Origin of the sequence: Pseudomonas sp. K8 (genome assembly GCF_014889455.1) — a bacterium.
Taxonomy (GTDB): domain Bacteria; phylum Pseudomonadota; class Gammaproteobacteria; order Pseudomonadales; family Pseudomonadaceae; genus Aquipseudomonas; species Aquipseudomonas veronii.
In genome coordinates, this window is the sequence record NZ_VJWO01000072.1 from 1 (window position 1) to 21,469 (window position 21,469).

At 62.1% G+C, this 21,469-nt stretch carries 23 protein-coding genes; 12 read left to right on the plus strand and 11 right to left on the minus strand.

Going from position 1 to position 21,469, the window contains the following annotated elements:
- Positions 1-195 precede the first annotated feature (195 nt).
- Positions 196-951 carry a sulfate transporter CysZ gene (gene cysZ, locus INT12_RS28525; protein WP_017847757.1) on the minus strand — a complete coding sequence of 252 codons (756 nt, stop codon included), beginning with the start codon at positions 949-951 and terminating at the stop codon, positions 196-198.
- Between the two features lie 292 nt (positions 952-1,243).
- Here cysZ and trxB point away from each other — a divergent pair, with 292 nt between their 5' ends.
- Positions 1,244-2,200: a thioredoxin-disulfide reductase gene (gene trxB / locus INT12_RS28530; protein WP_017847758.1), complete on the plus strand. Its 957-nt coding sequence runs from the start codon at positions 1,244-1,246 to the stop codon at positions 2,198-2,200.
- 207 nt (positions 2,201-2,407) lie between these two features.
- On the opposite strand, the gene INT12_RS28535 is transcribed toward trxB, so the two are convergent.
- From INT12_RS28535 to INT12_RS28560, 6 genes are read right to left on the minus strand one after another with little or no spacing between them, the layout of a single operon-like run.
- Positions 2,408-2,746 carry a HopJ type III effector protein gene (locus INT12_RS28535; protein WP_017847759.1) on the minus strand — a complete coding sequence of 113 codons (339 nt, stop codon included), beginning with the start codon at positions 2,744-2,746 and terminating at the stop codon, positions 2,408-2,410.
- Positions 2,739-3,035 (minus strand): DUF1244 domain-containing protein, encoded by a 297-nt coding sequence (locus INT12_RS28540; RefSeq protein ID WP_017847760.1) that lies wholly within the window; start codon positions 3,033-3,035, stop codon positions 2,739-2,741. Before INT12_RS28540 ends, INT12_RS28535 begins: the two co-directional genes overlap by 8 nt.
- Before the next feature lie 22 nt (positions 3,036-3,057).
- On the minus strand, positions 3,058-3,429 hold the full coding sequence (gene folX, locus INT12_RS28545) for a dihydroneopterin triphosphate 2'-epimerase (protein WP_026140129.1): 372 nt from the start codon (positions 3,427-3,429) through the stop codon (positions 3,058-3,060).
- Positions 3,430-3,431: 2 nt separating this feature from the next.
- Positions 3,432-3,992, minus strand: a complete 561-nt coding sequence (gene folE / locus INT12_RS28550; RefSeq protein ID WP_017847762.1) for a GTP cyclohydrolase I FolE — start codon at positions 3,990-3,992, stop codon at positions 3,432-3,434.
- A gap of 20 nt (positions 3,993-4,012) precedes the next feature.
- Entirely contained in the window at positions 4,013-4,723 is a 711-nt protein-coding gene (folM, locus tag INT12_RS28555; protein WP_017847763.1) for a dihydromonapterin reductase, read from the minus strand.
- A 56-nt stretch (positions 4,724-4,779) separates the two neighbouring features.
- The gene (locus INT12_RS28560) at positions 4,780-5,340 is read right to left on the minus strand and encodes an antibiotic biosynthesis monooxygenase (protein ID WP_017847764.1); all 561 of its coding nucleotides are present in this window, start codon (positions 5,338-5,340) and stop codon (positions 4,780-4,782) included.
- 216 nt (positions 5,341-5,556) lie between these two features.
- Here INT12_RS28560 and INT12_RS28565 point away from each other — a divergent pair, with 216 nt between their 5' ends.
- Positions 5,557-6,516 (plus strand): MerR family transcriptional regulator, encoded by a 960-nt coding sequence (locus INT12_RS28565; protein WP_193040371.1) that lies wholly within the window; start codon positions 5,557-5,559, stop codon positions 6,514-6,516.
- A 3-nt stretch (positions 6,517-6,519) separates the two neighbouring features.
- Here INT12_RS28565 and INT12_RS28570 read toward each other — a convergent pair whose 3' ends face one another.
- Both INT12_RS28570 and INT12_RS28575 read right to left on the minus strand, forming a co-directional pair.
- Entirely contained in the window at positions 6,520-7,125 is a 606-nt protein-coding gene (locus tag INT12_RS28570; protein ID WP_193040370.1) for a hypothetical protein, read from the minus strand.
- Between the two features lie 60 nt (positions 7,126-7,185).
- On the minus strand, positions 7,186-7,653 hold the full coding sequence (locus tag INT12_RS28575; protein WP_017847767.1) for a PAS domain S-box protein: 468 nt from the start codon (positions 7,651-7,653) through the stop codon (positions 7,186-7,188).
- Between the two features lie 129 nt (positions 7,654-7,782).
- On the opposite strand from INT12_RS28575, the gene INT12_RS28580 reads away from it, so the two are divergent.
- A complete protein-coding gene (locus tag INT12_RS28580; RefSeq protein ID WP_017847768.1) occupies positions 7,783-8,238 on the plus strand; it encodes a flavodoxin in 456 nt (151 codons plus the stop codon).
- On the opposite strand, the gene INT12_RS28585 is transcribed toward INT12_RS28580, so the two are convergent.
- Entirely contained in the window at positions 8,219-9,115 is an 897-nt protein-coding gene (locus tag INT12_RS28585) for a LysR family transcriptional regulator (RefSeq protein ID WP_193040369.1), read from the minus strand. The two genes, INT12_RS28580 and INT12_RS28585, sit on opposite strands and share 20 nt — an antisense overlap.
- Before the next feature lie 98 nt (positions 9,116-9,213).
- Between INT12_RS28585 and INT12_RS28590 the strand changes: the two genes are divergently transcribed.
- From INT12_RS28590 to INT12_RS28625, 8 genes are all read left to right on the plus strand, one after another.
- Complete coding sequence (locus tag INT12_RS28590) at positions 9,214-9,600, plus strand: CidA/LrgA family protein (RefSeq protein WP_169884489.1); 387 nt, start codon at positions 9,214-9,216, stop codon at positions 9,598-9,600.
- Positions 9,590-10,276 (plus strand): LrgB family protein, encoded by a 687-nt coding sequence (locus INT12_RS28595; RefSeq protein ID WP_017847771.1) that lies wholly within the window; start codon positions 9,590-9,592, stop codon positions 10,274-10,276. The genes INT12_RS28590 and INT12_RS28595 overlap by 11 nt, the downstream gene beginning before the upstream one ends.
- A gap of 149 nt (positions 10,277-10,425) precedes the next feature.
- Positions 10,426-11,208, plus strand: a complete 783-nt coding sequence (locus INT12_RS28600; RefSeq protein WP_046382099.1) for a class II aldolase/adducin family protein — start codon at positions 10,426-10,428, stop codon at positions 11,206-11,208.
- Positions 11,208-12,110 carry an alpha/beta fold hydrolase gene (locus tag INT12_RS28605; protein ID WP_017847773.1) on the plus strand — a complete coding sequence of 301 codons (903 nt, stop codon included), beginning with the start codon at positions 11,208-11,210 and terminating at the stop codon, positions 12,108-12,110. The genes INT12_RS28600 and INT12_RS28605 overlap by 1 nt, the downstream gene beginning before the upstream one ends.
- A 118-nt stretch (positions 12,111-12,228) precedes the next feature.
- On the plus strand, positions 12,229-13,140 hold the full coding sequence (locus INT12_RS28610) for an SDR family oxidoreductase (protein ID WP_017847774.1): 912 nt from the start codon (positions 12,229-12,231) through the stop codon (positions 13,138-13,140).
- Between the two features lie 482 nt (positions 13,141-13,622).
- Positions 13,623-15,413: a DUF1302 domain-containing protein gene (locus INT12_RS28615; protein ID WP_193059115.1), complete on the plus strand. Its 1,791-nt coding sequence runs from the start codon at positions 13,623-13,625 to the stop codon at positions 15,411-15,413.
- 26 nt (positions 15,414-15,439) lie between these two features.
- On the plus strand, positions 15,440-16,798 hold the full coding sequence (locus tag INT12_RS28620; RefSeq protein WP_017847776.1) for a DUF1329 domain-containing protein: 1,359 nt from the start codon (positions 15,440-15,442) through the stop codon (positions 16,796-16,798).
- A 186-nt stretch (positions 16,799-16,984) separates the two neighbouring features.
- Positions 16,985-19,492, plus strand: coding sequence for a LuxR C-terminal-related transcriptional regulator (locus INT12_RS28625; protein WP_193040367.1), 2,508 nt, complete (start codon positions 16,985-16,987; stop codon positions 19,490-19,492).
- Here INT12_RS28625 and INT12_RS28630 read toward each other — a convergent pair.
- Positions 19,489-20,364: a helix-turn-helix domain-containing protein gene (locus INT12_RS28630; protein ID WP_017849547.1), complete on the minus strand. Its 876-nt coding sequence runs from the start codon at positions 20,362-20,364 to the stop codon at positions 19,489-19,491. The genes INT12_RS28625 and INT12_RS28630 overlap by 4 nt on opposite strands.
- Positions 20,365-20,502: 138 nt before the next feature.
- Here INT12_RS28630 and INT12_RS28635 point away from each other — a divergent pair, with 138 nt between their 5' ends.
- Positions 20,503-21,429, plus strand: coding sequence for a DMT family transporter (locus INT12_RS28635; protein ID WP_226926339.1), 927 nt, complete (start codon positions 20,503-20,505; stop codon positions 21,427-21,429).
- Positions 21,430-21,469 lie beyond the last annotated feature (40 nt).

Consider the following 21,469-nt stretch of genomic DNA (forward strand, 5'->3'; position numbering starts at 1 on the left):
GTGGGGGATGGCCCGATGGGAGGCGGGTCGATCCTGAGTCCTGTGTTTGTTGGCAGGTTGGGAAGCGTGCTGATCATTGTGAGGTTCCTGTTGTCACGGGTTTGGTTGCCGACCTCGGTTGCCCCAAGGTCGGCTCAGGTTGTGTGGCCTCAAAAAACAATCAGTTCCGGCACCGGTCGACCGGCCAGCGTACCGTTATCGCGGTGTGTTCAACGCCGTCTCGGCACCTTGCTCGCGCACCCAGAACAACGTCGCCCCGGCCACCGCCGCCGGCATCATCAACAGGTTGACCACCGGCACCAGCAGCACCAGGTAGACGCTGCCGCCGAAGCTCATGCTCTGCCAGCGTTTCTGGCGCAGCCAGGCGAGCATTTCGTTCCAACCCAGCTTGTGGTTGTCGGCCGGGTAGTCGATGTATTGGATCGCCATCATCCACACGCCGAACAGCAGCCACAACGGCGCGGCGATCAGGTTGACCACCGGAATGAACGACAGGATAAACAGGCCGATGGCCCGCGGCAGGAAGTAGCCCAGCTTGCGCATCTCCCGCGCCAGGGTGCGCGGGACCATCGCCACCAGCTCGGCCCAACTGAACGGCGGGAAATCGTCGGTGCCACGCACCACCACTTCAACTTTCTCCGCGAGAAAACCGTTGAACGGCGCAGCGATGACATTGGCGAGCATGGTGAAGGTGAAAAACACCATCAACACCACCAGCACCACGAACAGCGGCCACAGGATATAGCTGAGGAAACTCAGCCAGCCGGGCAGCGTCGGCATCAACGCGTCGACCCACAGGCTGAACTGATGGCCGGCGAAATAGATCAGGCCGACGAACAGCACCAGGTTGATCGCCAGCGGCAGCAGCACAAACAGGCGCAGGCCGGGGCTCAACACCAGTTTGAGGCCTTCACGCAGGTATTGCGGACCGGAAAGAACAGGGGCGGGCATGGAGAACTCCGAGCAGAATGACGAACGCGCCGACCTTACCGGCTTTGCCTTCAGGACGAAAGCACGCGCAATGCCAGGACATCAGCAGAAACAAACGCGTCGATCAGCTGGGCCTGCTGCATAGATACTGCCTATGAGCTGGATTGTTATTCCGTATTTCCTTAATCTTGCCTCCCTCTATACGCTGCACCCATTATTTTCAGGATCTGCGAGTTCAAGCCTTCCCCAAGTGCTTCGCGGTCCTTTTTTATTCCAGCCGCCTTGTTGTCCGGGCGGTCGACAGGAGTGAGTCATGTCTGATACCCGTCATTCGCGAGTGATTATTCTCGGTTCCGGCCCTGCCGGTTACAGCGCTGCCGTCTACGCTGCCCGAGCCAACCTCAAGCCACTGCTGATCACCGGCATGCAGGCGGGCGGTCAGTTGACCACCACCACTGAAGTCGACAACTGGCCGGGCGACGTCCACGGTCTGACCGGCCCGGTGCTGATGGAGCGTATGAAAGAGCACGCCGAGCGCTTCGAAACCGAGATCGTGTTTGACCACATCAACCAGGTCGACTTCTCGAAAAAGCCTTACAGCCTGACCGGCGACAGCGGCGTCTACACCTGTGACGCGCTGATCATCGCGACCGGCGCCAGCGCCCGTTACCTGGGCCTGCCGTCGGAAGAAGCGTTCATGGGCAAGGGCGTGTCCGCCTGCGCGACATGCGACGGTTTCTTCTACCGCAACAAGCCGGTCGCCGTGGTCGGCGGTGGCAACACGGCCGTGGAAGAGGCGCTGTACCTGGCCAACATCGCCAGCACCGTGACCCTGATTCACCGTCGCGAAACCTTCCGCGCCGAGAAGATCCTGATCGACAAGCTGCACGCGCGTGTCGCTGAAGGCAAGATCATCCTCAAGCTCAACGCCACCCTGGATGAAGTCCTCGGCGACAACATGGGCGTGACCGGTGCGCGCCTGAAAAACAACGACGGCAGCTTCGACGAGCTGACAGTCGACGGCGTGTTCATCGCCATCGGCCACACCCCGAACACCTCGCTGTTCGAAGGCGTGCTGGACGCCAAAGACGGTTACCTGGTGGTGCAGGGCGGTCGCGAAGGCAATGCCACGGCGACCAACATCGAAGGCATCTTCGCCGCCGGTGACGTGGCTGACCACGTGTACCGCCAGGCCATCACCTCGGCCGGCGCCGGTTGCATGGCGGCCCTGGATGCCGAGCGTTACCTCGACGGTTTGCAGAACGCTTAGGTCTGAACCCGCTGAAATGAAAAAACCGGCGAAAGCCGGTTTTATGCGCGGGATTTGATGATCCATCGCTATCTCAATTTGGTAATCCAATCACTGTGGGAGCTGGTTTGCCTGCGATAGCGGTGTGTCAGCCAACGTCTATGCAGGATTTACCGCCGCCATCGCAGGCAAGCCAGCTCCCACATTAAATCGGCTTTGCACGTTGGATCAGCGGCGAGTCAGAGGTTGCTGGTCAAACTTCACCCCCGCCAACCCATGCGCGATCAACGCCCGAATATTGCCATGGTCACTGCCCTCAGGCGTGGCGACCACCGAACGGTAATGCTCGCCAAACGCCAACAAGGCGTGCTGGTCGCTCAACCCTTCCAGCAAGGCCAGGCCCAGGGTCTTGCACGAACCTTCGTTCTGCCCGGCGGCGTTTTCCACGGTGCCGTTGGTGAAGGCTTGCGGCTGGTAGTCGTAACCGGCGGCAACGAAGGCCAAGGTGTCGGCGAAGAGATGTTCGCCGCTGTCGAGGCTGGCGCGCAGGGTGTTCAGGTCAGTCATGGGGTTTTCCTTTGGCGAACGCCGCCTGTTGTTCGGCGCTGGCTTCTTGCTGGTATTGGGCTTTCCACTCGGCATACGGCATGCCGTACACCACTTCACGCGCGTCATCGAGGCTCAGCGCGATCTGGCGCTCGTCGGCCTCGGCCTTGTACCACTTGGACAGGCAGTTGCGGCAGAAGCCGGCGAGGTTCATCAGGTCGATATTCTGCACATCCTTGCGGCTGTCCAGGTGTGCGACCAGCCGCCGAAAGGCGGCGGCTTCGAGTTCGAGGCGTTGTTGATCGGTCATAGGGCTCACGTAAATCCAGGGGTTAGCGGCTGGCCGCCAGGGTAATCGAAACCGATTCGGCAAAGCGCAGCGCGTGGGGCTTGTCCACTTCGACTTCGGCGTACAGCACCGACTCGTTGCTCATCACCAGGTCCAGCAGTTCCTGGGTCAGGCGCTCCAGCAGGGCGAAGCGGTTGCCTTCGACGTGGGCGATGATCGCCTTGGTGATGGTGCGGTAATTCAACGCGTGGTCGATATCGTTGTCGCGCACGGCGTCCTGGGCGGCATACAGGATGGTCAGGTTGATCAGCACATCCTGCTTGTTGAGGATTTCATCCTCGTTGATGCCGATATAGGTGCGCAGGCACAGGTCCTTGACCCGGATGCGCGCCATGCCTGGTTGAAGTTGTGGCATTGCTACTTGCTCCGTCCAATCAGTTGCAGGAACTCCATGCGCGTGGTGTTCGACTCGCGGAACGCGCCGAGCATCACCGAGGTGTTCATGGTTGAATTCTGTTTTTCCACGCCGCGCATCATCATGCACATGTGCTTGGCTTCGATCACCACCGCCACGCCGGAGGCCTGGGTCACGTCCTGGATGGCGTCGGCGATTTGCCGCGTGAGGTTTTCCTGGATCTGCAGGCGCCGCGCGAACATGTCGACGATGCGCGCCAGCTTCGACAGGCCCAGCACCCTGCCGGTCGGAATATAGGCCACATGAGCCTTGCCGATAAAGGGCAGCAGGTGGTGCTCGCAGAGCGAGTACAGTTCGATGTCCTTGAGGATCACCATCTCGTCATTGTCGGAGGCGAACAGCGCACCGTTGACGATCTCTTCGAGGTTTTGCTCGTAGCCATGACACAGGTATTGCATGGCTTTGGCGGCACGCTTGGGGGTGTCGAGCAGGCCTTCGCGTTCCGGGTCTTCACCCAGGCCTTTAAGGATCTCGCGATAGTGGTGGGGCAGGGATAAGGTCATACAACATCCTCACAAACGGCTTACTTGATATGCCGCCCACCGTTGACGGTCAGGGTGGTACCGGTGACGTAGGGGTTGTCCAGCAGGTAACGCACGCTCTGGTAAATCACCTCGGGCCCGGGCTCGATGCCCAGTGCCGACTTGGCCAGTACCTGGGCACGGTAGGCCGCGTCGTCGCCTTCGTTGAACATCACCATCGCCGGGGCGATGCCGTTGACTTTGATCAGCGGCGCAAACTGCGCGGCAAACGACAGCGTGAGGCTGTCGAGCCCGGCCTTGGTGGCGCAGTAGGCGATGTGCTGGCGGCTGCCCTTGCGCACCACATCATCGCTGATATGCACGATGTCGGCGGGTGAAGAGCGATGCAGCAAGGGTGAACAATGCAGGTTGATCAGGTACGGCGCAAGCATGTGTACGCTGAACATGTCGGTAAAGGCACGGCTTTCGTCGCCCGGGGTTTCCGCGATCCAGGCCGAAGCGTTGTGGATGATCGCGCGCAGGCTTTGGGTATGACGCTTCAACTCGGCGATAAACGCAAGAATCCCGGCTTCGCTGGAGAAGTCGGCAAACACGCCGATCGCACCACGCTCGCGTAGCGCCTGCACGCCGGGGCGTTCGCTGCGGTAGCTGAAAAGCACCGAGTGGCCCTCGTCGAGCAGGCGTTCGGCACAATGCAGGCCGACGCGCTGGCCGGCGCCGGTGATCAGGATCGGGGCGTTCGTTGCAGTCATGGGAGGCTCGAGTCGCTGGCAGGGTCAAATCATACCAGTGACGAGCCCCCCTGTACTCACGCCGCGGCTTCGCTGGCCTTGGCGCGTGGCGGCGAAGGGTGCAACCAGTTGGCCAGCAGGTGGGTCGAGAGTGGAATGAACAAGTAGACCATCAGCGGAGTGAGCGCCAAGGTGCTGACCAGCACGCGGCTGAACAGGTCCAGCCCGCCGAGCAATGGCCCCAGGCCGAAGTTGAACAGCAACGACACCGGGAAAAACGCCAGCCAGATCGCCACCGCCTGTTTCCAGCGCGGCGGCCGTGTACCTACTGCACCGAACCAGCCATCGATGCCGCGCACGCGATGCTCGGACGGGTCGGCAAACAGCTCGCTGCCCCGGCTCAGCCACGCGCTGCGTGACGCGGAAAATTCCCAGGCATGCAGGGTTTTTTCGTCGGCAAAGCGGAAAATAATCTGGAATTCATCATCAAGGGGCGGTGGTGCGAGGACGCCGGAGCCCAGGTAGCCGGGGAAGTCAGTGGCCAGTCGCTCGCCTTCGCGCAGCCAGGCCATCAGCTCTTCATAGCGGCCCTTGGCCACGCGGCGCGCAACCATCAGGGTGACGGGTGAGGTAGACATTGTGTATCTCCAAATAGACGGGTGCGCTGAACCGGGTAGGTGGCGCACAGACGACGCTGCGGGGGTGTTGCAGCGACGCTTTATCGGTAAGCAAGGATTATTCCTGTTTTGCAGAAATACGCCAGCGACATCGGTCCGATAGGCACACACCTTGATATACATCGCGGTAAAGGCGTTAAATGGGACTCACTTTCAAACGGACGTTCATGACCTCTGATGCCCGAAATCACTGCTCCTGTTCGCGAATCTACCGCCCCCAGCCCTGCCGATTCCGATGAGTTGTTTCCGATTCGTGACGTGTCGAGATTGACGGGCATCAACCCGGTCACCCTGCGCGCCTGGGAGCGGCGTTACGGCCTGATTCAACCCACGCGCACCGAAAGCGGGCATCGTCTCTACTCCAAGGCCGATATTCAAACGGTTCATCGCATTGTCGATTGGATCGAGCGTGGCGTGGCCGTGAGCAAAGTGGGCAAGATCCTTGCGCGTGACGATCAGCAGGCCGCCGCCGTGCGTGTCGAACACGACACGGTCGAGCTAGGCGAATGGCCGCAATGGCAGGCGCGCCTGGTGCTGGCCGTGGGCGCGTTCGATGATCGTCAACTGGAGCAACTGTACAACCAGGTGATCGCCACCTACCCGCTCAACGTGGCGTTCCAGGACATCCTGATGCCTCTTTGGAACGACCTGTTGCGTCATCAGGGGCGCTTCGGCCAAGCCAGTGAATGGCTGTTCTTCGACAACTTCCTGCGGGTGCGGGTGTTGCAGCGTTTGCAACTGGTGTGTGCGTCGGCGGCGCCACGGGTATTGCTCGCGGCCATTCCCGGCGAGTGCCGTAAATTGGAATTGCTGGTGGCGGGGCTGTTGATCGGTCGAGACGATCTGGCCGTGAAGGTGCTGGGGATGGGTCAGCCTTTCGATGAATTGACGCTGGTGTGTGAAAAGACGCAACCCGAGGCGCTGGTCCTCTTCTCCAATTACTCACACACCCAAGCGTTGGCCGGGCGTTTGAACCGCCTGGCGTTGACCCTCGATTGCCCGCTGTTTCTTGCCGGTGCCGCGTCAGACCTGGCCCAGGCCGATCTGACGGGCTCCGCCGTTGGCTGCCTGGGCAATGAAGGACGCTTGATGCAACGGCGCTTGCAGCAATTTCTCAGCGGTAACCTGGATACCTGAAGGTCAGGCGTGCATCTGCGGATGTACCAGGCGGTGCTGGTGCAGGATGAATTGGCGCAGGCGCTCGGTCTCATCCGGGTTGCTCTGGCCCAGGCGATAGGCAAACAGTCCCCGTGCGGTTTCCCGCTCCAGCGTGCCGCGTAGCGCAATGCGTTCATAGCCGGAAGGGCTGAACCACAGGGCAAAGGTCTTCGGCGTCTTGATCCGGCCACGGATCTCCAGCAGCACGCCCTTGAACGAAACCTCATGCACCCACAGCGCACTTGGGTTGCCCCTGACATTTTCCAGCGCCACCGGCGTTTCAAGAGCCAGGCGCCACGGACGAATCATCGGCCCGTCTTCAAAAATGCTCGGCACGCCCAGGCGTAAATGCACGGCATGAAACTCGTCTTCCACCAACTGCAGCGGGAAGGTGAGTTGCTGGTTATCGAATTGCGCCTGGAGGGTGACGTGATCGTGGGCAGCCAGCCGAGTGAGCAAATCGCGAAGCTGCGCAGCGCCGTTGACGGTCAGGCTCGACGATGCATCCCGCAGGTTGAGCTGGGGGTTGTGCTGCATGTCCTGAATGAAATCCAACTCGTCCTGAGTCAGAAGCGCGTCGCGTTGCATTGATCTTGCTCAAGGGGGAGAGTGTTAAAACGCCATTATCCGCTCTAATGACAGCATTTTCTAAGTTTTGTTAGACCCGCTCGTCGCCTTGATCGCCGCCAGCTCGGCCTTGACCTGCGCCAACTCCGCCTCCAATTGCGCGACGCGCTGCTGGGCCTTGACCTGCAAGGTCACGTCCTTTTGCACGCCGACGAAATAGGTCTGCTTGTCGGCATGGTTGTACACCGTTGAAAGCGACAGCTCGTTCCAGAAGTGGCTGCCGTCCTTGCGATAGTTGCGCAGGATTTCCCGGCAGGCGCCGCCGCTGTCCAGTGCTTCGCGAATGGCCATCAGCGCCGGTTGATCACGGTCGCCGGACTGCAGGAAGCGGCAGTCCTGATACAGGACGTCGTCCAGGGTGTAACCGGTCAGGCGCTCGAATGCCGGGTTGACGTAGATCAGCGGTTTGTCCCGGCCTTCCCGCTCGGCCACGACAATCCCGTCGTTGGAAGCGTTGACGACCATTTGCAGCAGCTTGGCGTTAATCATTGCGCGGTCCCTGGCGTGTGCTTGAACTGCCAGTTTATGGCAAGTCTTGAATGTTGCACGACGCGCGCCGAAATATTTGCCCCAACTGGTAATATCCCAGGCTTTCGCTCAATGACAGGATCAGTATTGATGAGAGTCGCCATTCTTTCCGGTTCGGTGTACGGCACGGCTGAAGAAGTCGCCCGCCACGCTGCCGGCATCCTTACATCGGCCGGCTTCGAGGCCTGGCACAACCCGCGCGCGACCCTGGCGGACGTGTTGGCCTTCGCCCCGCAGGCGTTGCTGGCGGTGACGTCCACCACCGGCATGGGTGAACTGCCGGACAACCTGCAACCGCTGTATTCGAGCATTCGCGACCAGTTGCCCGCGGCCTGGCGCGGTTTGCCGGGCGCGGTCATCGGCCTGGGCGACGCCAGCTACGGCGATACCTTCTGCGCCGGCGGCGAGCACATGCGCGAGCTGTTCAGCGAGTTGGGCGTGCGCGAAGTGCAGCCGATGCTGCGCCTGGACGCCAGCGAAAGCGTCACCCCGGAAACCGACGCCGAGCCTTGGTTGGCGGAGTTGATCACTGCCCTGCGCGGCTGACCGGAAACTCCCGCAACAACGCCAGCCAGGCCTGGGCGGCTTTCGACAGATAGGCGCCCTCACGCCAGATAAACGCGATGTCCCAGCGCAGGAAGTCGGGCGCCTTCAGCGTGAGGCGCACCACCCCGGGCCGCACCAGCCCGCGAGCGACCACGCTGGGCAACAGCACCACGCCTTGACCGGCCGCGACCAGGGCGGCGAGAAAATCCGCCTGGCCGCTGCGGCCTCCTTCCTTCGGCGTAAAGCCCACCCGCTGACACGCCTGCGTCAAGCGGTCGTTCAAGACAAAGCTGCGCTGATACATCAGGAACGGTGTGTCTGCCAATTCTTCCAGGCGCACCTGGGCGTTCTGTGCCAAGGGGTGGTTCATCGGCAGCAAGGCATCCAGTGGTTCATCGCAGAAGTCTTGCCAGGCGAATGCCGGGTCGCTGGGTTTCAAGCTGCCGCCCACTTCCAGCTCGCCGCTCAAAATCGCCTGCTCGATACTGCGGCTGCCGCCCTCCAGCAACTGGATGGTGACGTTCGGATAGCGCCGGCGGTACTCGGCGAACAAGTCGGCAAACAGCGTATCGCCGCCCAACTGCGGCAAGCCCAGGCGCAACTCGCCACGGGTCAGGTGCTGCATGTCGTCCAGCTCGCTGAGCAACTCGTTCTGCAGGCGCAGCATGGCTTCGGCGCGTTGCAGCACAACCTGGCCGGCGGCCGTCAGGCGGATCTGCGAGCCGATGCGGTCGAGCAACGGCGTGTCCAGGCTGTGTTCCAGCTGTGCGACCTGTTTGCTCACGGCGGACTGGCTGATGTGCAGGGTTTTCCCGGCCTGGGTAAAACCGCCGCGGTGGATGACTTCGACAAAACTGCGCAGCTGTTTGAATTCCATGGGTGCGATTCCAGTTTGGAATAGTTGGCAGTCTAACAATTCGCTGTGGGGATGGAAGCGCTCTCTCTAAAATGGAGGCCTACGAGGACCCAAAGCCCATGAAACGTTTAAGCTTCAAACACGTCGGCCGTCTGCTGACTGAATTGGTCGTGCTGCTGGCCATCTACCTGCTCGGTACGCAACTGGTGGCCTGGTTGGCGTGGCCCATCCCCGGTGGGGTGATGGGCCTGGGCCTGTTGCTGGCGACCTTCGCCACCGGCCTGGTCAAGCCGGCGGCCCTGCAACTGGGGGCGGGCGTGTTGATGGCGGAAATGTTGTTGTTCTTTATTCCGGCCTTGATGAGCCTGCTGGACTACGGCGGCCTGGTGCGCAATGACGGTTGGCGGATTCTGCTGGTGATCGGCTTCAGCACCCTGGCGGTCATGCTGGTGACGGCCTTCACCGTGGAAATGGTGTGTCGCTGGAAGCTGCGCCATGAAGCTTGAACTGATGCCGGTGTTCTGGCTTGCCCTGACCCTGGGCGCGTATTTCTTCAGTCGCTGGATCTACCGTCGGACCGGGCGCTACCTGTTGTCGCCGCTGATCCTGGTGCCCGCGCTGCTGCTCGCGGTGGCCGTGCCGATGCACACCGCCTATGCCGAATACGCCAGCGACACCCATTGGCTGATGCTGGTGTTGGGCCCGGTGACGGTGGCGTTCGCGGTGCCGATCTGGCAGCAGCGACGTTTGCTGGCGCGGTATTGGTCGGCCTTGCTGCTGGGGATGCTGGCCGGCAGCGCGGCGTCCATCGGCACCTCGTTCGGCCTGGCCAAGGCGCTGGCGCTGGACAGTGCGGTGACGATGTCGCTGGTGCCGCGTTCGATCACCACACCGTTTGCCATGCCGATGTCTTCCGACCTCGGCGGTGTGCCGGAACTGACGGCGGTGTTCGTGATGTTCACCGGCGTGTTCGGCGCCATGCTCGGGGGTGTGCTGCTCAAGTGGCTGCCGCTGCGCACGCCTTTGGCACGCGGGGCATTGTTTGGGGTGGGCGCGCACGGCGCGGGCGTGAGCCGGGCCCATGAAGTGGGGGGCGAAGAGGGCTCTGTCGCAGGCCTGATGATGGTGTTGACGGGGCTGCTCAACCTGTTTGCCGCGCCTTTGTTGGCGGCACTTCTCTGACGCGACTTGGACAGATTTAAACTATTCTCATGGCTGACTCGTGCGGCCATCAAGCTGGCTGCGAAGGCAACTACCTGCGCCACGACGTCTGACTACACTGACCCTTCACTTAAAAAATAATAAGAAAGTGCGTCAAGGAGGTCGTTGCCGTGAGCCTAGCCCCCGTTGTATCGCCACAGAGTGTCAAAGATCAGGTCAGCGCCGCCGAATGGCAGACGCGCGTCGATCTGGCTGCGTGCTATCGCCTGGTCGCCCTGCACGGCTGGGATGATCTGATTTTCACGCATATCTCGGCCAAGGTGCCGGGCACCGATGATTTCCTGATCAACCCCTATGGGATGATGTTTCACGAGATCACGGCGTCGAGCCTGATCAAGGTCGACCAGGCCGGCAACAAACGGATGGACAGCCCCTACGACATCAACCCGGCCGGCTACACCATCCACAGCGCCATCCACGAAGTGCGCCACGACGTGGAGTGCGTGTTGCATACCCATACGGCGGCGGGGGTTGCGGTGTCTGCGCAGAAGCAGGGCATACTGCCGATCAGCCAACAGTCCTTGTTCGTGTTGTCCAGCCTGGCCTATCACGCATACGAAGGCGTGGCGCTGAACCACGAGGAAAAAGCCCGTTTGCAGGCCGATCTCGGCGACAACAATTTCCTGATGCTGCACAACCATGGCCTGCTGACCTGCGGCGCGACCATCGCCGACACTTTCTTGATGATGTTCACCTTTCAGCGCGCCTGTGATATCCAAGTGCTTGCGCGCAACGGCGGGGCTGAATTGATCGCCATCGACCCACAGATTCTCGCCGGGGCCAGGGCGATGGTGGCGGCTGTCACAAAGAGCGCCCAAGGTATGGGGGGCGCGCTGGCCTGGCCGGCGCTGCTGCGTAAATTGGACCTGCAAGATCCAGGGTATAAAAGTTGATGCCTCTCGCCGAAATTCCGCTCAGAGCCTGGCGCAAGTGCGGCCAGAGTTTTGTTTTTCGTGGCCACACCATTCGCTATTGGGTGGCCGGGCAGGGTGAGCCGCTGCTGCTGATCCATGGCTTCCCGACCGCCAGTTGGGACTGGCATTACCTGTGGCAGCCCCTGGCCCAGCGCAACCTGGTGATCACCTGCGACATGCTCGGGTTTGGCGATTCGGCCAAGCCGCTGGATCACGACTATTGCCTGTTGGAACAGGCGGATCTGCAACAGGCGCTGCTCGACCACCTGCATGTGCGACAACCGGTGCATGTGCTGGCCCATGATTACGGGGACAGCGTCGCCCAGGAGTTATTGGCGCGGCATCACGAAGGCCGCTTCCAGATGGCCAGTTGCGTGTTCCTCAATGGCGGGTTGTTCCCCGAAACCCATCGCCTGGCCCTGGTGCAGAAACTGCTGCTCAGCCCCTTGGGCTGGATGATCGGTCGCACATTTGGGCGCAATGCCTTGTCCGACAGCTTCAGTCAGATCTTCGGCGCACAGACCCGCCCCAGTGAGAGCGCCCTCGATGATTTCTGGAGCCTGATCGACTGCAATGACGGTCCGCGCATCCTGCATAAACTGATCAACTACATTCCCCAGCGCCGTCGCCTGCGTGAGCGTTGGGTGGGCGCCCTGCAACGTGGCGACGTGCCGCTGCGGGTGATCGACGGCGAGTTCGACCCGATTTCCGGCGCGCACATGGTCGAGCGTTACCGCCAGTTGGTGCCCCACGCCGACACGGTATTGCTGGCCAATATCGGCCACTACCCGCAGATCGAAGCGCCGGTGCAGGTGCTCAAGCATTACCTGGAGTTTCGACAGCAGATCGCGCACGCGCCGCCGCGCATGGCCTATTCCTGAAACAGGCGATCATCCTGCTGCCTTATCGCGCACCATTCAGCCGTGGCCGTATTTATTGTGACCGCAGGCGCCGTGCCTGACACTCGAGCCATTCCCATCGTCGCCATTGGAGTTCGGTATGAGTGAGTCAGTGCAGTTCCAGGATAAGGTCGTGATCGTCACCGGTGCCGGCGGCGGGTTGGGCCGGGCCCATGCGCTGCTGTTCGCCAGGCACGGGGCCAAAGTGCTGGTCAACGATCTCGGCGGTTCCACCCAGGGCGAGGGCGCCAATGCGTCGGCGGCCGACCGTGTGGTCGCACAAATCCGCGAAGCCGGCGGTATCGCCGAAGCCAACCATGATTCCGTCACCGACGGCGAGAAAATCGTACAGAACGCCCTGGATGCGTTCGGCCGTATCGACGTGGTGGTGAACAACGCCGGTATCCTGCGCGACAAGACCTTCCACAAAATGGACGACAGCGACTGGGACTTGGTTTACCGGGTGCATGTCGAAGGTGCCTACAAAGTTACCCGCGCCGCCTGGCCTCATCTGCGTGAACAAAGCTATGGGCGGGTGATTTTTACTGCGTCCACGTCGGGCATCTACGGCAATTTCGGGCAGTCCAACTACGGCATGGCCAAGCTCGGCCTGTATGGCTTGACCCGCACCCTGGCGCTGGAAGGGCGCAAGAACAACATCCTGGTCAACGCCATCGCCCCCACCGGCGGCACGCGCATGACCGAAGGCCTGATCCCGCCGCAGGTGTTCGAGCGTCTCAAGCCGGAACTGGTCAGCCCGCTGGTGGTGTACCTGGGCAGCGAGGCGTGCCAGGAAACCTCAGGCTTGTTCGAAGTGGGCGGCGGCTGGATCGGCAAGACCCGCTGGGAACGCAGCCTGGGTGTGGGCTTCGACCCGGAAGCCGGGTTCTCGCCGGACGACGTGGCCGCGCACTGGCAACAGATCTGTGACTTCGAAGGCGCGGTGCATCCCAAGGACACAATCGAGGCTTTGAAGGAGATGATGGCCAATTTGCAGAAGTTCAGTCTCTGATCATTGCCGGATACACCAGCAATACTGCGGGGCGCTGACGGCGCCCCGTTTTTTTCAGGCATAAAAAAGGCCGCTGCAAAGCAGCGGCCAAAGTAAGACGTTGGATCAAGGAGCGACAGACTCAACGTCAGTGAACACCGGTAACAGATTGAATACAGTAGCCAATCCGTCGAATTTCAGCTGTTCTCCCGAAGGTGGGAGCGGGCCGTTTGCCCTGAAAGCCAGGCAAGAATAGAGGGTTGTAACAAAATGAGTAATAGCGCTTCAGGACAAGGACTGTTACGGATATGACAACAGTCACCCCATGGCGCCATCCACCGGCCTGATAACCCGCCATCCATGGGGCGCATGCCCCCGCGCAGAGCCGCGCCAGAGCGGCGTTAATCCTTTCGGGCGACAACACGAATACCTCCTTGGTGCGCTTATCGCTCCCGAAGGGCGGCAGTAGGGTGGGGCCTTCTGTCACTCACCGGGGAAGACGCATGACAAAAACAACAATGCGCGCCATCTTCACGCCGCAGGCGCTGGCCGCCGCGGTTGCGTTGGGATGCTGTGCCCAGGCACAGGCTGTTTCGTTCAACATCGGCGAGATCGAAGGGCAATTCGATTCCTCGCTGTCGGTCGGCGCCAGCTGGGGCATGCGCGATGCCGACAAGAAACTGGTGGGCGTGTCCAATGGCGGCACGGGGCAGGCCTCCACCGGGGATGACGGGCGACTGAACTTCAAGAAGGGCGAGACCTTCTCCAAGATCTTCAAAGGCATCCACGACCTGGAACTCAAGTACGGCGACAGCGGCGTGTTCGTGCGCGGCAAGTACTGGTACGACTTCGAACTGCAGGACGAAGACCGCGAGTTCAAGCAGATCAGCAATCACCATCGCGACGAAGGTGCGCGCTCCTCCGGCTACGAGCTGCTGGATGCGTTCGTCTATCACAACTATTCCATCGCCGACCTGCCGGGCAACGTGCGCGTCGGCAAGCAGGTGGTGAGTTGGGGCGAGAGTACGTTCATCGGTAACTCCATCAACAGCATCAACCCCATCGACGTATCGGCCTTCCGCCGCCCCGGCGCCGAGATCAAGGAAGGGCTGATACCGGTCCATATGCTGTTCGCCTCCCAGAGCCTGACCAACCAACTGACGGTAGAAGGCTTCTACCAGTTGAACTGGGAAAACACCGTGCTGGATAACTGCGGCACGTTCTTTGGTGGCGACGTGGCGGCCCACGGTTGCAACGGTAACTACACGGTCGGCAGCCCGGCGATTGCGCCGTTGCAACCGGTGGCCGCAGCGTTCGGCCAGGGCTTTGAGGTCACGCGTGAAGGCGTCGTGGTGCAGCGCGCCAAGGACCGTGATGCCCGCGATGGCGGCCAATTCGGCGCGGCCTTGCGCTGGCTGGGCGACGACACCGAGTACGGCCTGTACTTCATGAACTATCACAGCCGCACGCCGACCGTCGGCACCCTCACCGCCAACACCAACCTGGCCACCATCGGGGGCATCGTCAACGCTGCCAACGCCATTGCGCCAGGCACCGGCTCGGCCCTGGCCCAGAGCACCATGCTCGGCCGTGGCCAGTACTATCTCGATTACCCGGAAGACATTCGCCTGTACGGTGCCAGCTTCTCCACCACCCTGCCCACCGGCACGGCCTGGACCGGGGAAATCAGCTACCGCCCGAATGCGCCGGTGCAACTCAACACCACCGACCTGACCCTGGCCCTGATCAACCCGATTGCCGGCAACACCGCCTCGCCGATCCACAGCTCGTTCGGCGCTGACAACGCCGGTTACCGGCGCAAGGAAATCACCCAGATCCAGAGCACCATGACTCAGTTCTTCGACCAGGTACTGGGGGCCGAACGCCTGACCCTGGTGGGAGAGGCCGCCTTCGTCCACGTCGGCGGGCTGGAAGCGAAAAGCAAACTGCGCTACGGCCGCGACTCGGTATACGGCGCCTATGGTTACGGTGGCGACACCGACGGTTTCGTCACGGCCAATTCCTGGGGGTATCGTGCCCGCGCCATCCTCGACTACAACAACGTGTTTGCCGGGGTGAACCTCAAGCCCAACCTGTCCTGGTCCCACGACGTCAACGGCTACGGCCCCAACGGCCTGTTCAACCAGGGCGCCAAGGCGATCAGCGTCGGCGTCGATGCGGACTACCGCAACACCTACACCGCCAGCCTGAGTTACACCGACTTTTTTGGTGGCGACTACAACACCCTGACCGACCGCGACTTCCTCGCCCTCAGCTTCGGCGTGAACTTCTGATTTGGCTTAAAGAAGGACAAGACTCTATGCGTAAGTTAATTGCTGTGATGGCCCTGAGTGTGTTGGCCGCCAACGTCATGGCGGCCGTGTCGCCCGAAGAAGCCGCCAAACTCGGCACCAGCCTGACTCCGGTCGGCGCCGAAAAGGCCGGCAACGCCGATGGCTCGATCCCGGCCTGGACCGGCGGCATTCCAAAAAATGCCGGTGCGGTGGACAGCAAGGGCTTCCTCGCCGACCCGTTCGCCAATGAAAAACCGCTGTTCGTGATCACCGCCGCGACCGTCGACAAATACAAGGACAAACTCTCCGACGGCCAGGTGGCGATGTTCAAGCGTTACCCCGAGACCTACAAGATCCCGGTGTACCCGAGCCACCGCACGGTCAACCTGCCGCCGGATATCTACGAGTCGATCAAGCGCAGCGCGCTGAACGTGCATGCGATCAACGACGGCAACGGCCTGGAGAACTTCACCGGCAACCGCTACTACGCGTTCCCGATCCCCAAGAATGGCGTGGAGGTGCTGTGGAACCACATCACCCGTTACCACGGCGGCAACCTGCGGCGCATCATCACCCAGGCCACCCCGCAGACGAACGGCAGCTACACGCCGATCCGCTTTGAAGAAGAAGTCGCGGTGCCGCAGGCGATTCCGGATATTGACCCGGCCAAGGCCGCCAACGTGCTGAGTTTCTTCAAGCAATCGGTAACGGCCCCGGCGCGGCTGGCGGGCAACGTGCTGCTGGTCCACGAGACCCTCGACCAGGTCAAGGAACCGCGCCTGGCCTGGATCTACAACGCTGGCCAGCGCCGTGTGCGCCGGGCGCCGCAAGTGTCCTACGACGGCCCGGGCACCGCGTCCGACGGCCTGCGCACCACGGATAACTTCGACATGTTCTCCGGCGCCCCCGATCGCTATGACTGGAAGCTGGTGGGCAAGAAAGAGATGTACATCCCCTACAACAGCTACAAGCTCGATTCGCCGAACCTCAAGTACGACGACATCATCAAGGCCGGGCATATCAACCAGGACCTGACCCGCTATGAGCTGCACCGCGTGTGGGAAGTGGTCGGCACCGTCAAGCCGAGCGAACGGCACATCTATGCCAAGCGCCACATGTACATCGACGAAGACAGCTGGCAGGTCGCGCTGGTGGATCACTATGACGGCCGCGGCCAACTGTGGCGTGTCGCCGAAGGTCATGCGCAGTTCTACTACGACCATCAGGTGCCGGCCTACACCGTGGAAACCCTGTACGACCTCATCGCCGGACGCTACATCGCCCTGGGTATGAAGAATGAGGAGAAGAGCAGCTTCGTGTTCGGGTTTGCGGCCAAGGCGGCGGACTACACGCCAGCGGCGCTGAGGGCTTCGGGCGTGCGTTGATGCCTTCGGACGTGCGTTGATGCCTGTTTGAAATGCAATCTTAATGTGGGAGGGGGCAAGCCCCCTCCCACATTGGGTTTTGTGCATGGTCATTAATCACCCTGCTGAATACTTCTTCAATATTCGCCGAGCACGGGGCTAGGGTAGGTGTCAGGTTGCATAACAATAAAAACGCAGGATGCAGCAATGACCGCCATGACACGCTGCCTGGACCGTCCTGGATTCATGCCACGGCTGTCCGCCCATCATCTGTTGCGCCCGCGTCTGGCCGAGCCGTTGTTGGCGGCGCAGGCGCGGGTCAAGTTGCTCTGTGCCCCGGGCGGCAGTGGCAAGAGCGCGTTGCTCGCCGAGTGCGCCTTGCAGGCGCCGGCGGGTTGTCAGGTGTACTGGCTACCGCTCAATGGCGTGCCGCTAAGCCCGCTGGATTTGTGCCGGCGCCTGGCGCACAACCTGGGCCTGGCGTTTACCGATGAAGCCACGCTGTTGCAGGATCTCAGCCGCTGGCAGACGTCGGCGTGGCTGTTTCTCGATGATTTCAGCCGTCTGCCCGCGCCCGAACTGGACGCCTTGCTCGACCGCCTGCTCAGCGCCAGCCACCCGGCGCTGACCTGGTGGCTGGGTGCGCGGCGGCGCCCTGGGTGCAACTGGCCGCGGCTGCTGCTCGACGATGAGCTGCTGGAATGCAGCGCGGCCGAGTTGATCTTCAGCGCCGAGGAAGTCCAGGCCCTGCTCGGCGAGGCGCCGGGTCACAGCATCGAGCGCGTGATGCGGTTCAGCGCCGGTTGGTGCGCTGGGGTTCGCATCGCCTTGCTCGGCGACGGCCATCCCGACAAGACCTTGCTCGACTACCTGCAACACGAGCTGTTCAGCACCTTGCCGGCGGAACTGGAGGAAGCCTGGCGGGTGCTGGCGCATTTGCCGCGTTTTAATGCGGGCTTGTGCGAGCACCTGTTCGGCTTTGGCGATGGCGCTCAGTACCTGCGGGACTTGCAGGCGCTCGGCGCATTTATCCAGCCCTGGGACGATGTCGCCGACTGGCTGCAAGTCTTCGCGCCGCTTGCGCAGTTGATACGGGATGAACCCTGGCCGGCCAAACGCTCCTGGCACCGACGGGCCTGCCAATGGTTCAGTGCCGAGGGCGACTGGCAAGCCGCGTTCGAGCAGGCGCTGCTGGCCGAAGAATACGAAGTGGCCGTCAGCCTGTTGCAGCACTTCAGCTTCGAAGACCTGTTCCGCCAGCAGAATGCCGTGCTGTTGTTGCGCCTGCATGAACAACACGGTGACGAGCTGATGCTGTGTTCCGCGCAGTTGGTGGGGCTGGTCACGGCCGCGTTGCTGTTCGCCGGGCGCTTCGAGCAGGCCGCATTGTGCATCGGCCAACTGGCGCGTTTCGCCCCGCAACCGTCGGCGCCGCAGCAACGCCTGTTGTTGGCGCGCTGGCAGGCGCAGTGGGGGTGGTTGCTGCATCTGGCGGGTGATGCGCAACGTTCTCGCGAGCATTTCCTCGAGGCCTTGCAGGCGTTGCCCGACAGTGCGTGGACGTCACGTCTGATGTGCCTGTCGGGGCTGACTCAGCAAGCCTTGCTGCGCGGTGAGCTGGAGGCGGCCCAGACCCTGAACCGCGAAGCGCTGTGCCTGGCGCGGGCCCATGGTTCGCTGTTGCTCGAAGCCCTGCTGGAGCTGGATCACGCGCAATTGCTCGAACAGCGCGGCGCGCCGTACCGCGCGCAAAACCTGTTGGAGCAGGTGCAGGCGATGTTGCTCAAGCAGCGGCTGAAGGCCGGGCCGCTGGTCGGACGCATCGCCTTGCGGCGTGGGCATCTGGCCCTGCGCCAGGGGCAGGACGCGTTGGCTGCCGAGTGCTTCGAGACGGGTTTGAACATGTGCCTGCACAGCCAGGACAAGCGCGTGTTGTATGGCTATCTGGGCCTTGCGCTGTTGGCGGCCAATCACGGTGATTACGCCCAGGCCTTTATCCAGTTGCGCGAGGCCGAGCGCCTGATGCAGCAGCGCCAGGTGCCGGACACGGTGTACCGCGCGGTGTTGCTGCTGGTCAGCGGGCACTTCTGGTTGCAACAGGGCCGCGCCGAATTGACGGTGGCAGCGCTGCGCCGGGTGCTCCGCCATTTCCGAGGGCCCGACGCCAAGCAGGCCCCGCCGGCCACGCTGGAATTGATCCCGCGTCTTGAATACCTGCTGGTGTTGGCCGAGGTCAAACTGGGCGTCGCCGATCAACCGCTGGCGCGGCTCAACGCGCTGCTGGACGCTTCCCGCCAACGCGGCATGCTGTGCCTGGAGGCCGAATTGCACCTGGTGCTGGGGGAGGTGGCCTGGCAACTGGGCGAACCGGCGGTGGCGCGTCGCTCACTGCAACACGGCCTGGAACTGGCAGGGCGTTGCCAGGTGCAGCAAGCGATCCGCGAGCTGCGTTTACGCTCGCCCGGGCTGTTGAGTGAGCTGGGCCTGGAACCGCAGGCCTCGCCGACCGGCACGGCGGACAACCCGCTGAGCCAACGCGAGCTGGAAGTGTTGCAACTGATCGCCCTGGGCAACTCCAACCTGGAAATCGCCGACCGCTTGTTTATCTCGCTGCACACCGTCAAGACCCACGCGCGGCGTATCCACAGCAAGCTCGGCGTGGAGCGACGCACCCAGGCGGTGGCCAAGGCCAAGACGTTGGGCTTGATGGTTTAAGCGCAGAACGCCTGACGGTATTCGCCGGGCGTCGCGCCCATGGCCTGGCGAAAGCGATGGGTGAAGTGGCTGGCGCTGGAGAAGCCGCACATCAACGCGATGTCACCCACGGGCAGGCTGCCGCTGCGCAGCAGGTTCTGCGCGCGGGCCAGGCGCCGGGCCAGCAGGTATTGATGGGGCGGCAGGCCGAAGCTTTGGCGGAACATCCGCGCAAAATGATATTCCGATAGCGCACACATCCCGGCCAATTGCCCGAGGCTGATGGGGTCATCCAGGTGCTGGTCGATGTAGTCCACCAACAACCGCCGCTGATGCGCCGCCAGCCCGCCTTTCAAACGCAGCCCGTCGCGCGCGCCGACTTGGCTGAGCAAGGTGTGGCTGAGCATTTCATGGGCCAGGCTGCTGGTCAGCAGGCGTTCGGCGGGCTCGTGCCAGTTGAGGGCGATCAACTGGTGAAAGCGTCGCGCCTGGCTGGGGTCTTCGAGGAAGGTGCTTTCCTGCAATTGCAGCGCGCGCGGTTCGCGGTCGAGCAGGGTGATGCAGCCCAGGGCGAATTGCGCCTGGCTGAAATACACATGGGCCAGGCGGATGTCGCCGTTGATCACCCAGGCCGACTGATGCTCGGCCGGCAGGATGCACAACTTGTCGGGCCCGCCCTTGGTGCCCGGCTGGTCGCGACGAAACGTGCCGGTGCCGCCGCCGATGTAGCAGGACAAGGTGTGATGGCCGGGCGCCTGGTAGTCCTGGGAATCGTGGTGGTTGCTCCACAACGCCGCAGACAAGCCGTCACCGAGCTCGGCGCAGGCTTCGAGGCGAGCGTGGGGCGAGCGGTTGAGGGCTTGAAAGACTTGCAGGGATTCCAGCGTTGACATGGTGTGTACTCTCCGACGCCTTGCATCCTACTCCGAGCCGCTGGCGCTGTGAGCCCGCCGTGCGACAAAAGCGCAAGAATCTGCAAGCGCCGGCCAGGGCTTGAAGGCGACACTGTGGCTCAACCAGCGGAGCCTGTTATGAACCTTTTCCTGTATTTACTCACCGTGCTGGTCTGGGGCACCACCTGGATCGCCCTCAAGTGGCAACTGGGCGTGGTGGCGATTCCCGTGTCGATTGTCTATCGCTTCGCCCTGGCGGCGTTGGTGTTGTTTGTGCTGTTGCTGCTCAGCCGCAAGTTGCAGGTGATGAACCGGCGCGGGCATCTGATCTGCCTGGCTCAGGGGTTGTGCCTGTTCTGTGTGAACTTCATGTGTTTTCTCACGGCCAGCCAGTGGATTCCCAGCGGGCTGGTGGCGGTGGTGTTTTCTACGGCGACGCTGTGGAATGCCCTGAATGCGCGGGTGTTTTTTGGCCAGCGGGTCGCGCGCAATGTGTTGATGGGCGGCGGCCTTGGCCTGCTGGGCCTGGGCCTGTTGTTCTGGCCGGAGCTGGCGGGGCACACCGCGAGCCCGCAGACCTTGCTCGGGCTGGGTTTGGCGCTGTTGGGGACGATGTGTTTTTCGGCTGGCAATATGCTTTCGAGCCTGCAGCAGAAGGCGGGGTTGCGGCCGTTGACTACCAATGCCTGGGGCATGGCATATGGTGCGGTGATGTTGGCGACCTATTGTGTGGTGCGCGGTATTCCGTTCGAGATGGACTGGAGTGCGCGGTATGTCGGGGCGTTGGGGTATTTGGTGATTCCGGGGTCGGTGATTGGGTTTACGGCGTATCTGACGTTGGTGGGGCGGATGGGGCCTGAGCGGGCGGCGTATTGCACGGTGTTGTTTCCGGTGGTGGCGCTGAATGTGTCGGCGTTTGCCGAGGGGTATCAGTGGACTGCGCCGGCGTTGATGGGGTTGGTGTTGGTGATGGTGGGGAATGTGTTGGTGTTTCGTAGGGGGTGGCTTAAGGTGGGAGGGGTCTTGACCCCGATTGCAGGGGGTCAGCTACAAATAAGTGAATGAACCACTGCTATCGGGGGCAAGCCCCCTCCCACATTTTCAG